At 70.5% G+C, this 12,970-nt stretch carries 10 protein-coding genes; 2 read left to right on the top strand and 8 right to left on the bottom strand.

Annotated features, from left to right (window positions below; genetic code table 11):
* Window positions 1-155 precede the first annotated feature (155 nt).
* The 4 genes from FNH04_RS29160 to FNH04_RS29145 all read right to left on the bottom strand — a co-directional run bounded on the left by FNH04_RS29160 (window position 156) and on the right by FNH04_RS29145 (window position 6,355).
* The gene (locus tag FNH04_RS29160; RefSeq protein ID WP_322724156.1) at window positions 156-1,013 is read right to left on the bottom strand and encodes a siderophore-interacting protein; all 858 of its coding nucleotides are present in this window, start codon (window positions 1,011-1,013) and stop codon (window positions 156-158) included.
* A 117-nt stretch (window positions 1,014-1,130) separates the two neighbouring features.
* A complete protein-coding gene (locus FNH04_RS29155) occupies window positions 1,131-2,180 on the bottom strand; it encodes an ABC transporter substrate-binding protein (protein WP_152788772.1) in 1,050 nt (349 codons plus the stop codon).
* Window positions 2,181-2,532: 352 nt separating this feature from the next.
* Complete coding sequence (locus tag FNH04_RS29150) at window positions 2,533-2,991, bottom strand: hypothetical protein (protein ID WP_152788771.1); 459 nt, start codon at window positions 2,989-2,991, stop codon at window positions 2,533-2,535.
* Window positions 2,981-6,355 (bottom strand): polymorphic toxin-type HINT domain-containing protein, encoded by a 3,375-nt coding sequence (locus FNH04_RS29145; RefSeq protein WP_228031678.1) that lies wholly within the window; start codon window positions 6,353-6,355, stop codon window positions 2,981-2,983. Before FNH04_RS29145 ends, FNH04_RS29150 begins: the two co-directional genes overlap by 11 nt.
* Window positions 6,356-6,491: 136 nt before the next feature.
* Here FNH04_RS29145 and FNH04_RS48000 point away from each other — a divergent pair, with 136 nt between their 5' ends.
* Window positions 6,492-6,635 carry a hypothetical protein gene (locus FNH04_RS48000; RefSeq protein ID WP_228031677.1) on the top strand — a complete coding sequence of 48 codons (144 nt, stop codon included), beginning with the start codon at window positions 6,492-6,494 and terminating at the stop codon, window positions 6,633-6,635.
* A 28-nt stretch (window positions 6,636-6,663) separates the two neighbouring features.
* On the opposite strand, the gene FNH04_RS29140 is transcribed toward FNH04_RS48000, so the two are convergent.
* The 4 genes from FNH04_RS29140 to FNH04_RS29125 are packed head-to-tail and all read right to left on the bottom strand — an operon-like array spanning window position 6,664 to window position 12,410.
* A complete protein-coding gene (locus FNH04_RS29140; RefSeq protein ID WP_152788769.1) occupies window positions 6,664-7,824 on the bottom strand; it encodes an acyl-CoA dehydrogenase family protein in 1,161 nt (386 codons plus the stop codon).
* 6 nt (window positions 7,825-7,830) lie between these two features.
* The gene (locus FNH04_RS29135) at window positions 7,831-8,802 is read right to left on the bottom strand and encodes a hydroxymethylglutaryl-CoA lyase (protein ID WP_152788768.1); all 972 of its coding nucleotides are present in this window, start codon (window positions 8,800-8,802) and stop codon (window positions 7,831-7,833) included.
* Complete coding sequence (locus FNH04_RS29130; RefSeq protein WP_152788767.1) at window positions 8,799-10,751, bottom strand: acetyl/propionyl/methylcrotonyl-CoA carboxylase subunit alpha; 1,953 nt, start codon at window positions 10,749-10,751, stop codon at window positions 8,799-8,801. The genes FNH04_RS29135 and FNH04_RS29130 overlap by 4 nt, the downstream gene beginning before the upstream one ends.
* 27 nt (window positions 10,752-10,778) lie before the next feature.
* Window positions 10,779-12,410: a carboxyl transferase domain-containing protein gene (locus FNH04_RS29125; protein WP_152788766.1), complete on the bottom strand. Its 1,632-nt coding sequence runs from the start codon at window positions 12,408-12,410 to the stop codon at window positions 10,779-10,781.
* Window positions 12,411-12,495: 85 nt separating this feature from the next.
* On the opposite strand from FNH04_RS29125, the gene FNH04_RS29120 reads away from it, so the two are divergent.
* The coding region (locus FNH04_RS29120; RefSeq protein ID WP_152788765.1) for a TetR/AcrR family transcriptional regulator at window positions 12,496-12,970 on the top strand (475 nt) is incomplete at its 3' end.

The following is a 12,970-nucleotide window of genomic DNA, read 5'->3' as shown; positions in this document are numbered from 1 at the left end:
GGGAGGGAGAGGTGGGGGAGAGCTGGGAGGGGAGGCCGCGGGCGTGCTGCCGAGCGACGGCCCTTGAGCCCTCCGGCCCTCCAGCCCCTCAGATTTACTTAGGTAAGGCTAACCTGACTAGCTCTCCTGAAACCCCGTTACGCCCGTGACTGCCGTCACTCTCCTCGCTCGCGCAACTGCTCCTCGGTCAGCCCCTCGCGCCAGTAACCGACGAAGGTCACCCGCCTCTTGTCGATCCCGCGCTCGCGCACGAGATGGCGGCGCAACTCCTTCACCCGCCCTGACTCGCCCGCGATCCAGGCGTATGGCCGCTCGGCGGACGGCAGTCGGGCGTCCCGGATCGCGTCCAGGGCCAAGGGGGCTCCCTCACCTCGTACGAGCCAGGTGATCTCGGCGTCGGCCTCCGTCGCGAGGTCCTGGATGTCCCCGGCGTGGTGGACCTCCAGCCAGACCCGGGCGCGGGTGCCCGCCGACAGGGTCTCCAGGATCGCGGAGGCGGCGGGCAGTGCCGTCTCGTCGGCCCAGACCAGCACCAGGTCGGTGTCCTCGGGCGGACGGAAGCGGATCGCCCGGTTGTCCGCGACCGCCGGCCCGAGCACCAGGACGCGGTCGCCGGTGGTGGCGCCGTCCGCCCAGCGGGAGGCGGGACCCGCGGGCACGGCGGCCCCCGGCTCCACGCCGTGCAGCACGAAGTCGATGTCGACCTCGACGGTGTCTCCGTCCGCGTCCCGGCGCAGGGCGCGGAGGGTGTACGAGCGCATCACGGCCCGTACGTCGTCCGGGAGTTCCCGCCAGCCCTGCCACCAGCCGTCGCCCAGCTCGACGGGGACGACGGGCTCGGGCCGGCCCGGGTGCGGCAGGAACAGGGACAGGGACTGGTCCCTGCCGTCGGAGTGGAAGGCCCGCAGGTCGTCACCGGCGAACGTGACCCGCACGAGAGACGGCCCGAGCCGCCTCGTCCGTACGACCTGGAGGGAGAAGAAACGGAAGGGGGCGGCCACAGCGGTAGTCACATGTCTCCTGATGGTTGGTCAGGGCGCGTATCCACGTGAGGCGCGCCCAACTGGTAAGGGGCGCGGGGAACTGCGCCACAAGTCCGAACGAACCCGTGGCTCCCCACCGGGCTTGCCCTACGAGACCTTCTTCGCCTTCTCGATCGCCTCCGCGAGGTTCTCGAGCAACGGCACGCACTTGTCGTAGGAGAGAATCGGCTCCGGGTCGCGCGCGATGACCTGCCCCGCCTTCACCGCGGGCAGCTTCTTCCAGGTGGCCTCGGTGATGTCGGCGGGCTGGATGGCCGAGGAGCGGTTGTCCATCATGATGATGTCCGCGCCGTACTTGTCGACGTTCTCCCAGCTCAGGTTCTCGAACCAGCCGCCGTTCGCCTTGAGGGCCTTGGCGGGGGGCTCGACGAGGTTCACGCCGAGGGCCTTGAAGCACTCCAGGTCGATGGAGAGGTTCGAGCCGGAGACGTAGAAGATGTCCTGGGCGGCGGAGCCGGCCAGCACCTTGATGTCGGGCTTGGACTTGGCGGCGGCGCGCAGCCGGGCGGCCGCGTCCTCGAAGCGCTTCTTGGCGGCGGTGACCTTCTCGGCCTTCACGTCGGCGCCGAGGGACTCGGCCAGCTCCAGCATGCGCTGCAGCGGCTCGGTCAGCTGACGGTCGTAGACGGAGATGCCGACGCTCGGGGCGCCGACGGCGAGGATCTTGTCCTTGGACTCCTCGGGCACATACCAGAGGGTGCCCGCGTCGTCGAACATCGTCGTGAGGAGCGCGTCGGGGGCGAGGGCCGCGTACTTCTCGATGTTGAACTGGCCCCACTCGTTGCCGAGGATGGTCACCTTGCTGATGTCGAGGTCACCGGCCTGGACATCGGCCTTGCCGTCCTTCGCCCTCGTCGGGCCGAAGACGCCTTTGACATCGATGCCATAGTCGTACAGTGCGGCGGCGACACCGACGAACGCGACGATGTTCGTGGGGACCCTGTCCGCCTTCACGGTCTTGCCGCGGTCGTCCTTGAAGGACCAGGAACCGGACTTCGCCGCGGCCGTCTCCTCGCTCGAACCGCTGCTGTCGGCGTCCTCGTCTCCGCAGGCGGCGAGCACGGCACCGAGGCCCAGGGCGCCGCCCGCGGCGAGGATGCCGCGGCGGGTCGGGTGGCTGGCACGGGCGTTGGACATGAGTGTGGCTACTTTCGAACGGGGGTGAGCGCCCGAGGGCGAGTTCGAAAGTAAGGCTAGCCTAACCTCACCATGTGTCCAGTGGGTGGCTCCGGTTGGCAGGGTGCCCGGGTTGGGGTGCGCCCTAACCTTTGAATTTCCTGTGAATCGAAGGCGGTCAGGGTTTACACGCTGGGTATGGGTTGTGAAGTCGCAGGTTGTATCGCGAAGGCGAAGGCCGGTGGGCGGGTGCGTGGCAATTGCCGAAGAGGTCCCACGTGGGCGTCGCCCCAGGCACGGGGGATGAGCACATGGCTCGGCCCCCTGCTCCCGAGTGGCGCGGAGCAGGGGGCCGAGTGGCAATGCCGGACCGTCAGATCGTGTCCGGCGGGAATCCGTGGTGAGCGCCCCCGCGGACGAGCACCCGCCAGGCTTCGATCCTCCCGGAGCAGTCGGGGAACGCCACAAGCCGGAACGCGGGCTCCCAGCTCACGGTGAGCTCACCCGCCTCGCCGACGGTCACGTCGTCGACGGTGGGGTGGAGTTCGCCGAGGATCGCGGTGAGCTTGGTGGCCCGGGCGTCGAAGATCATGCGGAACTCCTCGAACGCCTTCGGGCCCGCGCCCTTCTGCGCGTACCGCATGTCCGCGGAGCCCAGGACGATGGTGCCGTCCTGCACGATCCGGAACGGGCACTGCAGATGGGCCATGACCGTCTCGCCCCGGGGGCCGTCGAACTCGACGACTCCCATGTCCGCGGCCCTGCCGACGGAGCGGACGACCGCGCCCGTCAGGATCGCGGCGATCTCGTCGGCCCGTGTCTCAGCAGCCACCGAACAACCCCCTGCCCTCCTCGACGATGCGATGGTAGCCGTAGCCCCGGCCGGTGATCCGGTCGTGCAGCATGCGCCGCTCGGCGGGGGTGACGTCCCGCCCGAGTTCGCCCTCGATCTTCTTCAGTGCGTCCCGGAACTCCTTGTTCTCGGCCTGGTTGCCGCGCGGCGAGTGCTTGCCGTCGTCGTCCAGGTCGCCGGAGTCCCAGCTCTCCTTCATCTCCGCGAGACCCTTTTCCCAGTCGAACCCGCCGTCGTCGTTGTGGACGAGGAGCGGGGTCGTACCGGCGACGACATAGTAGGTGTGGATGTCATCGATGGTGAGGTCGTGCGTGCGCTGAAGCCTGCGGTACTCGTGGGTCTGCTCGACCTGCACCGTGCTGCCGTCGACGGTGCGCAGCGTCATGCCCCGCTCGAGGTCTCCGGCGTCGACCCAGGTGCCCTCGGAGGGGGACCAGAACGGGTGGGTCGTCGTGGAGGTCAGCGAGTCCGTGCCGCGGGCGCCCTTTCGGGAGACCGTGAGGTCGACGAAGTGCTTGTCGTCCTCCGTGACGATGGTGGCGACGACGGTCCGCGTCGTGGTCCGGCCGCTCTCCGGGTCGGTGACCACGATCTCGTCGCCGATCTCCACGTCCTCGATGCGCTTGGTGGACCCGTCGGACATCAGGACGTGCGTGCCCGGTGTGAAGCTGTGCCGACCACCTCCCACGAGACACTGGACGGGTACGGAGTCCGACTTCTTGAGGGCAGCCTTGAAGCCCTTGAAGACGATCTTGGCGCCCTTGCCGAGCAGACCGGTGCCCACCGCGATGCCCGCGTCGATCGCCGCCGCCTTGCAGGCGCTGCCGGAGCCCTGGGCGCAGCCGACGTAGTCGTCGATGCCCAGGACTTCCAGGATCCCCGGACCGTTCTGGTCGCCGAACCAGCCGAGCTTGCCCACCGCGGAGCAGAACTCCGAGCCCATGGTGTTCAGGCCCGTGCACCGGGCTCGCGCCCAGTTCTGCAGGTTGTGCTGGTAGTCCAGGCGCTCGTGGTAATACGGGAAGTGCTCGGCGAGTTCCGCCTGGGTCGGGATGTAGACGCCCTGGATGGTGATCGAGTCACCCTTGGGCTGGATGACGATCGGCTTCTTGCCGTAGGTGCCGTTCCTCTTGGCCTCCCGCGACATCTCGACCGCGGTGTCGTAGCAGGACTGTGTCCGCTGGCAGTTGTTGGAGTTGCCGTCGATGACGCCGTCGGTGTCGCCTTCGACGCCCGCGCAGATGCCGTCCGCCCCACCGCCGGGCGCGCCGTGGATGCAGCCCAGACCGTCGGGGTCGCTGAAGGTCAGCGGGCTGTTGTTGCTGTAGGCGTAGGCGTTGAGCGCCTGTGGGTCGCCCGGGGTGAGCAGAGGGTCGACCGAGATGAACCGGCCGGTCGCCGGGTCGTACTCACGCGCGCCCAGGTGCTGCAACCCGGTGGACTCGGTGTCGTCCACACCGCCGACGAAGCCCTGCACACCGGGCCAGCTGCTGGGCTTGGTGCCGCGGATTCCGCCGAAGGGGAGCGTGCGGCGTTGTGTCAGCTGCTGGTCGGCTGCCTCGACCGCGAGCTGCCCTGATCCCTGGTGGTCGGCGACGGTGAACGAGACCGACCCGTCGTCGTCGATCACGGCCTGGTGCCCGCTGCCGAGGTCCAGCGTGCGGGTGGCCTTGGCGGTGGTGCTGCCCTTGGCCACGGTGATCCGGGTGGCGCCGAGGTAGAGCGTGTTCTCCTTCGCCGTGCGGGCGATGAGCCGGTTGCCCGCGGCGTCGTAGACGTACTCCGTGACGTCGTCCGGCTTGCCCTCGACCGGCTTGGTCACCTTGACCAGGTGGCCTTCGGCGTCCCAGTCGAGCTTCTGGGTCGTGCCCGCGAGGGTGCGTGTGTCGGTGTTGCCGACCACGTCGTAGCCGTAGGAGTCCTGCGCGGTGCCGCCCGGCCCGGTCTGGGTCACGGTGCTCACGGCGTGCGGACGCGGCTTGCCCGGGTCCGGGTAGTCATAGGTGCGCACGGTGTTCTTCGCCGTGTCACCGGTGACGTCGTGCAGGGTCTCGGTACGCCGGTTGCCCACCTTGTCGTAGGTGTAGGAGTGCCAGTACGGCGCGGGGCCCCCGACGGTCTGCCCGCTGGGGGCCGCGGCACAGGTGGTCGTGGACTGGGTCCACGCCGTCGTCATCCGGCGCAGATGGTCGTACGTGAAACACTGCGTGTCCGTGCCGGAACGGGAGACGTCCGAGACGGAAAGGATGTTGCCCGTCTGGTCGTAGCCGTAGGTGTTGTGACGGTCGACGCCCGGCACGTCCTGACGGTCCACCCGGGAGGTGGCCAGGCGCTGGGTGCCCCACTGGTAGGTGTTGGTCACCCAGGTCTTCTTGCCACCGTCGTTGGAGAGCTCGTGCTGCAGCGGCTTGCCGGTGAGGCTGTAGCTGGTGGTGGCGTCGATTCCCTGGCTGCCGCTGAGCGCGATCGGCCGCTGGGTCTGGTCCTCGTAGGTGAACGCCACCGTGGTGGCGGGCAGGGCGCCGGCGGCCGGGGAGCCGGTCGTCCGCACCGAGCCGTCCACGTTGTACGCGGTGGCTGACAGATACGTACCGGCGAGCGCTCCTTCGCTCGCGGGGATCGTCACGGTCGAGCGCAGCACGCGGTACAGCCGGTCGTAGGCGACGACCTTGTTGGTGTACGCGTTGGAGCCGACGTAGCGGGTGGACTCGGCCAGGTGGCCCTTCGCGCCGCTGATGGTGTCGTAGACCCACTTGGCGCGCAGGGTCCCGGTGGCGCTGTTCTCCCGCAACTCGGTCTGCCGGCCGAGCCCGTCGTGGACGTAGTGGAGATCGGTGGTCCGGTCGTCGGAGACGGACAGGACCTGACCGCGGTCGTCGTACTCGGTGGAGCTGGGGCCCTTGTCCGGATCGACAGTGGTCCTGAGGTTGCCGAGCAGGTCGTAGGTGTAGCTCCAGACGTTGCCGGCCGGGTCGGTCAGCTTCTCCAGCTCGCCGCGCGGAGTGTATCCGTAGCGGGTGGTGTCGTACGCGGCGGTCGCGGACCGGGTGTGGTGCTGGCGCAGCTCGGTGGTCCGCCCGCGGGCGTCGGTCACGGTGGTGGTCGCGGTGCCGCCCTCCGGGGGGATGACCGTGGTGCGGTCACCGCCGTACGTGGTGCGGGTGGTGCCGAGCACCGCGCCGCCGTCGCCGTTGCCCGCGATCTGCTCGGTCACCGTCGGGCGGCCCATGCCGTCGAACGTCGTGCGGGTCTGGGTCTCGACCGCGAGCGCGTCCGCGGGCTTGAACAGGGTCCGTGAGGGCGCGCCCGTGGCGTAGTAGGTCTCGAAGGTCTTGGCCACCATTCTCGGCGTGGTCGTATGGGAGATTGCAGGTATTGGTCCGTTTGCTCGATTTGCTCCCTTGAGGGGCCGGGAACGTCGATGCGGTACGGATGCGTACGGGGCTGGAGGCGGTGGCGCGGAGGCGGATCCGGCCGTCGTGCGGATCCGGCCGTCGCCGTGGCGGATGCTGCTGAAGGCCGCCGTCGTGCTCCATGACATCCACGACGGCGGCGTCAGCCGCCACGGCGAGGCGTCCCCGCATCTCACTCACGGACGGCTCCTCACTCCGGGCGGCCCGTGAACCGGAGCTGATTGCCGTGCCGCGGCAGTCAGCCCGCCAATCCCAGCTCCCGTGCGATCAGCATCCGCTGGACCTCGCTCGTGCCCTCGCCGATCTCCAGGATCTTGGAGTCGCGCCACATGCGGGCCACCGGGTACTCGTTCATGAAGCCGTAGCCGCCGTGGATCTGGGTGGCGTCGCGGGCGTTGTCCACCGCGATCGTCGACGAATACAGCTTGGCCAGGGCCGCCTCCTTCTTGAAGGGTTCCCCGGACACCAGGCGGCTCGCCGCGTCGCGCCAGGCCAGGCGTGCCGTGTGCGCCTTCATCTCCATGTCGGCGAGCTTGAACTGGATGGCCTGGTTGGCGCCGATCGGGCGGCCGAAGGCCTGGCGCTCCTTCGCGTACTTCACCGACTCGTCCACGCAGCCCTGCGCCAGGCCCGTCGCCAGGGCCGAGATCGCGATGCGGCCCTCGTCGAGTATCCGCAGGAACTGCGCGTAGCCGCGGCCCTCCTCGCCCAGGAGGTTGGCCGCGGGGACCCGGACGTCCGAGAACGAGAGCTCGCGGGTGTCCGAGGCGTTCCAGCCCACCTTCGAGTACGGTGCCGCGACCGTGAAGCCCGGGGTGCCGGACGGGACGATGATCGAGGAGATCAGGGGCTTGCCGTCCGGCTTGCGGCCCGTCACCGCCGTCACCGTCACCAGGCCCGTGATGTCCGTGCCCGAGTTGGTGATGAAGCACTTCGTGCCGTTGATCACCCACTCGTTCGTCGACTCGTCCAGGCGGGCTGTCGTGCGGGTGGCGCCGGCGTCGCTGCCGCCGTCCGGTTCCGTGAGGCCGAAGGCGCCCAGCATCTCGCCCGAGCACAGGCGCGGCAGCCACTCCCGCTTCTGCGCCTCCGTGCCGTACAGGTGGATCGGCATCGCGCCGAGCGAGACGCCCGCCTCCAGGGTGATGGCCACCGAGGAGTCCACACGGGCCAGTTCCTCCAGGGCGAGGCCCAGCGCCAGGTAGTCGCCGCCCATGCCGCCGTACTCCTCCGGGAACGGCAGCCCGAAGAGCCCCATGCGGCCCATCTCGCGCACGATCTCGTACGGGAACTCGTGGCGTTCGTAGAAGTCGCCGATCTTCGGGGCGATCACGTCGTGCGCGAACTCCTCCACCGTGCGGCGGAGTTCTTCCAGTTCGGGGGAGAGCTTGTGGTCCATCGTGGGTCACCGCTCCTTGTGGGAGTCTTCGGAGTATTCGGAGTCTTCGTGGGACAGGGCTCGGACGGTGCGGGACGGGCTGGGTCGGCCCAGTCGGGCGGCCATCCACTCGCTCGTGGCGGTGAGACGGTCCAGGTCCACACCCGTGTCGATGCCGAGGCCCCGCAGCATCCACACGAGGTCTTCGGTGGCGAGGTTGCCGGTGGCGCTCTTCGCGTACGGGCAGCCGCCCAGGCCGCCGGCGGAGGCGTCCACGGTCGTGACGCCGTGCTGGAGGGCGGCGAGCGTGTTGGCGAGGGCCTGGCCGTAGGTGTCGTGGAAGTGGACACCCAGGGTGCTCGTGGGCACGCCCTGCTCGTTGAGCGCGGTCAGCAGCCTCAGTACGTGCCCCGGGGTGGCCACGCCGATCGTGTCGCCGAGGCTCAGCTCGTCGCAGCCCATGTCGAGGAGCGCCCGGCAGACCCGTACGACCTGCTCCAGCGGGACCGGGCCCTCCCAGGGGTCGCCGAAGCACATGGAGAGATAGCCGCGTACATGGACGTCCGCCGCCTTCGCCCGCGCCACCACCGGCTCGAACATGGCCAGCGCCTCGTCCACCGTGCGGTTCAGGTTGGCCTTCGCGAAGGACTCCGTGGCGCTGGCGAACACGGCCACGCGGCGCGCGCCCAGCGCGAGGGCCCGGTCCAGGCCCCGCTCGTTCGGGACGAGGACCGGGAGCGCCACCGGGAGGTCGCCGACGAGGGGGAACAGCTGCTCGGCGTCGGCCAGTTGAGGCACCCACCTGGGGTGGACGAAGCTCGTCGCCTCGATGGTCGTCAGGCCCGCGTCGGCCAGTCGGCGGATGAACTCCGCCTTGATCTCCGTCGGGACCGTGGCCTTCTCGTTCTGGAGACCGTCCCTCGCGCCCACCTCGTGGATGCGGACGCGGGCGGGCAGGTCCCGGGCGGGTACGGCCATGGGGAGCCCTTGGACGGTCATTCCGCCGCCTCCTCGTGGGGTGCGATCACGGCGAGCACCTGGTCCATGGCGACCGTGGTGCCCGGGGCGACGTCCAGTTCGGCGACCGTGCCGGCGTGCGGGGCGGAGATGACGTGCTCCATCTTCATCGCCTCGACGACCAGCAGGCTCTGACCGGCGGTCACCTCGTCGCCGACGGCGACCTTCACGACCGTCACCGTGCCGGGCATGGGCGCGGTGAGCGAGTCGGCGCCCGCGTGCGCCGCGCGGGTGAGTGACGCGGCCACCGGGTCGTGGTCGCGTACGTGCCAGGCGTCGCCGTCGCGGCCCAGCCAGTCGGCGGCCCGGTGGAACGTGTGGCGGACGCCGTCCAGGGTCACGGACACCTGGGTGTCGGTGACGGTGTGGGTACCGCGGGGGGTGTGAGTGACGGGTTCAAGTCCCGTCACGCGCAGGTCGAAAGCCAGTGGGGCAGGCTCGCCCCCCAGCCGCCATCCGCTCGGCACCGAGAAAGGATCCGTCCAGCCCCCGCCCGACGGCCTCAGCGCGTCGAGCCGTACGGCCGCCGCCGCCTCGTACACCTCCACGGGGACCTCGCCCGGGACCAGCCCGTCGACCTCCCGCTCCACCAGCCCCGTGTCCAGCTCGCCCGCCACCACCGCCGGATGGGCCAGCAGCCGGCGCAGGAACCCGGCGTTGGTCTGCACGCCCAGGGTGACCGTCTCCGCGAGGGCGGCGCGCAGCTTGCGCAGGGCGGTCGCGCGGTCGGGGCCGTGGGCGATGACCTTGGAGAGCATCGGGTCGTAGAGGCTGCCCACCTCGGTGCCCTCGCTCAGGCCCGAGTCGGTGCGTACGCCGGGGCCGGACGGCTCCCTCAGCATCAGCACCGTGCCGCCCGACGGCAGGAACCCGCGCGCGCCCTCCTTGACGGACACGGTCTCGGCGCAGAGGCGGGCCTCGATCGCGTGTCCGGAGAGGGCGATGTTCTCCTGGCCGAAGGCGAGCTTCTCGTCCGCCGCCACCCGCAGTTGCCACTCCACCAGGTCCAGGCCCGTGACCAGCTCGGTCACCGGGTGCTCGACCTGGAGGCGGGTGTTCATCTCCATGAAGTAGTACGAGGAGGGGTCGCCGCCCGGGACGATGAACTCCACCGTGCCCGCGCCCCGGTAGCCGCAGGAGCGGGCCGCCTGGACCGCCGCCTCGCCCATGGCCGCGCGGGTCGCCTCGTCGAGGAGGACCGAGGGCGCCTCCTCGATGATCTTCTGGTGGCGGCGCTGGAGGGAGCACTCGCGCTCGCCCAGGTGCACCACGTTGCCGTGGCCGTCGGCCAGGACCTGGATCTCGATGTGCCGGGGGCGGTCGATCCAGCGCTCGACCAGGAGCGTGTCGTCACCGAAGGAGGCGCGGGCCTCGCGGCGTGCCGCGGCGATCTCGTCGGCCAGGACGGCGGTGTCCCGGACGAGGCGCATGCCCTTGCCGCCTCCGCCCGCGCTCGGCTTCAGCAGCACCGGCATGCCGATCTCCCGGGCGGCGGCGGCCAGCTCCGCGTCGGTGAGCCCGCTGCCGCTCGACCCCGGGACGACCGGCACCCCGGCCGCCCGTACGGTCTCCTTGGCGCGGATCTTGTCGCCCATGAGGGAGATCGCGTCCGCCGGCGGTCCGATGAAGACCAGCCCGGCCCCGGCGCACGCGCGCGCGAAGTCCGCGTTCTCCGCGAGGAAGCCGTACCCGGGATGCACCGCCTGCGCGCCCGTCCGCGCGGCGGCCTGAAGCAGCCGGTCCGCGGAGAGATAGCTCTCGGCGGCCGGCGGCGGGCCGATGCGTACCGCCGTGTCGGCCTCCCGTACGTGGCGGGCGTCCGCGTCGGCGTCGGAGAAGACGGCCACCGAGCGCACGCCCAGCGCCCGGAGCGTGCGGATGACCCGTACGGCGATCTCGCCCCGGTTGGCCACAAGCACTGTCTCGAACATCGTCGACATCGTCAGGAGTCCCTCCCCCTACATCCGGAAGACGCCGAAGCCGGGCGCCGCGTGGTCCTTCTGGGCGAGCGGCGCGTTGGCGCACGCGGTCAGGGCCAGGCCCAGTACCTGACGGGTCTCCAGCGGGTCGATCACGCCGTCGTCCCAGAGGCGGGCCGTCGCGTAGTAGGCGTTCCCCTGGTGCTCGTACTGGGCGCGGATCGGGGCCTTGAAGGCCTCCTCTTCCTGAGCCGGCCAGTCCTCGCCCCGCGCCTGAAGCTGGTCGCGCTTGACGGTCGCGAGGACCGATGCGGCCTGCTCGCCGCCCATCACGGAGATCTTGGCGCCCGGCCACATCCACAGGAAGCGCGGTGAGTACGCCCGGCCGCACATCGAGTAGTTGCCCGCGCCGTACGAGCCGCCGATCACCACCGTCAGCTTGGGTACGCGCGTGCAGGCCACCGCCGTGACCATCTTGGCGCCGTGCTTGGCGATACCGCCGGCCTCGTAGTCCCGTCCGACCATGAAGCCCGAGATGTTCTGCAGGAACACCAGCGGGATGCCGCGCTGGTCGCAGAGCTCGATGAAGTGGGCGCCCTTCTGGGCCGACTCGGAGAACAGGATGCCGTTGTTGGCGACGATCCCCACCGGGTGGCCGTGGACGCGCGCGAAGCCGGTGACGAGGGTCTGCCCGAACTCCGCCTTGAACTCGGCGAAGCGGGAGCCGTCCACCACGCGCGCGATGACCTCGCGTACGTCGTACGGGGTGCGGGAGTCGACCGGTACGGCGCCGTAGAGCCCGTACGGGTCCGCCTTCGGCTCGACGGACGGCTCGACCGGCCAGGGCAGGGGCCCGCGCGCGGGGAGCGTGGAGACGATGGTCCGGACGATCCGCAACGCGTGCGCGTCGTCCTCCGCGAGGTGGTCCGTGACACCCGACACACGCGCGTGGACCTCGCCGCCCCCGAGCTCCTCGGCGGTGACGACCTCGCCGGTCGCGGCCTTCACCAGGGGCGGGCCGCCGAGGAAGATCGTGCCCTGGCCGCGCACGATCACGGCCTCGTCGCTCATCGCGGGCACATACGCGCCACCGGCCGTGCAGGACCCGAGGACGGCGGCGATCTGCGGGATCCCGGCGCCCGACATACGGGCCTGGTTGTAGAAGATGCGCCCGAAGTGCTCGCGGTCGGGGAAGACCTCGTCCTGCATGGGGAGGAAGGCGCCGCCGGAGTCGACGAGGTAGACGCAGGGGAGGCGGTTCTCCAGGGCCACCTCCTGGGCGCGCAGGTGCTTCTTCACCGTCATCGGGTAGTACGTGCCGCCCTTGACGGTGGCGTCGTTCGCGACGATCACGCACTCGCGGCCGCTGACCCGGCCGATGCCGGCGATGACTCCGGCGGCCGGGGCCTGTCCGTCGTACATCCCGTCGGCCGCCAGTGGGGCCAGCTCCAGGAAGGGGGAGCCGGGGTCGAGGAGTGTGTCGACGCGGTCGCGGGGCAGCAGCTTTCCGCGCGCGGTGTGGCGCGTCCGTGCCTTCTCGCCGCCGCCGAGGCGGGCGGCGGCCAGCTTGGCGCGCAGCTCCTCGCCCAGGGCGCGGTGCGCCGCCTCGTTGGCCCGCCAGGCCTCCGACGCGGGGTCTTCCGCGGTCGTCAGCTCCGGTGCCTGGTCCATCCTGCGGTCCCCTCACTTGTTAATGAGCGTTAACGCATTTCCTCCAGGTTAACGACCGCTAACCTCCCTGTCTAGAATTGCTCCCATGGCCACGAGAACCGACGCCCTCACCCGCCGCGAGCAGATCCTCAAGGAGGCCGCCCGGCTGTTCGCCGAGCGCGGCTTCCACGGGGTCGGTGTCGACGAGATAGGGGCCGCCGTCGGTATCAGCGGCCCCGGTCTCTACCGGCACTTCGCGGGCAAGGACGCGATGCTCGCGGAGCTGCTGGTGGGGATCAGCGGGCAGCTGCTGACCGGCGGCAAGCGGCGGGTGGCGGAGTCGGACGGGGACCCTGAGGCGGTCCTCGACTCGCTCATCGAGGGGCACATCGACTTCGCGCTCGACGACCGTCCTCTGATCACCCTGCACGACCGTGAGCTGGACCGCCTCCGGGACAGTGACCGCAAGCTCGTGCGGCAGCTGCAGCGGCAGTATGTGGAGCTGTGGGTGGGGGTGGTGCGGGAGGTGTATCCCGGGCTGGCGGAGCCCGCGGCGCGGTCGGCGGTGCACTCGGTGTTCG

The sequence above is a fragment of the Streptomyces phyllanthi genome (genome assembly GCF_009377205.1).
In the GTDB taxonomy this organism is placed as follows: Bacteria; Actinomycetota; Actinomycetes; order Streptomycetales; family Streptomycetaceae; genus Streptomyces; species Streptomyces phyllanthi.
This window is presented reverse-complemented; position numbering and strand designations above follow the sequence as displayed.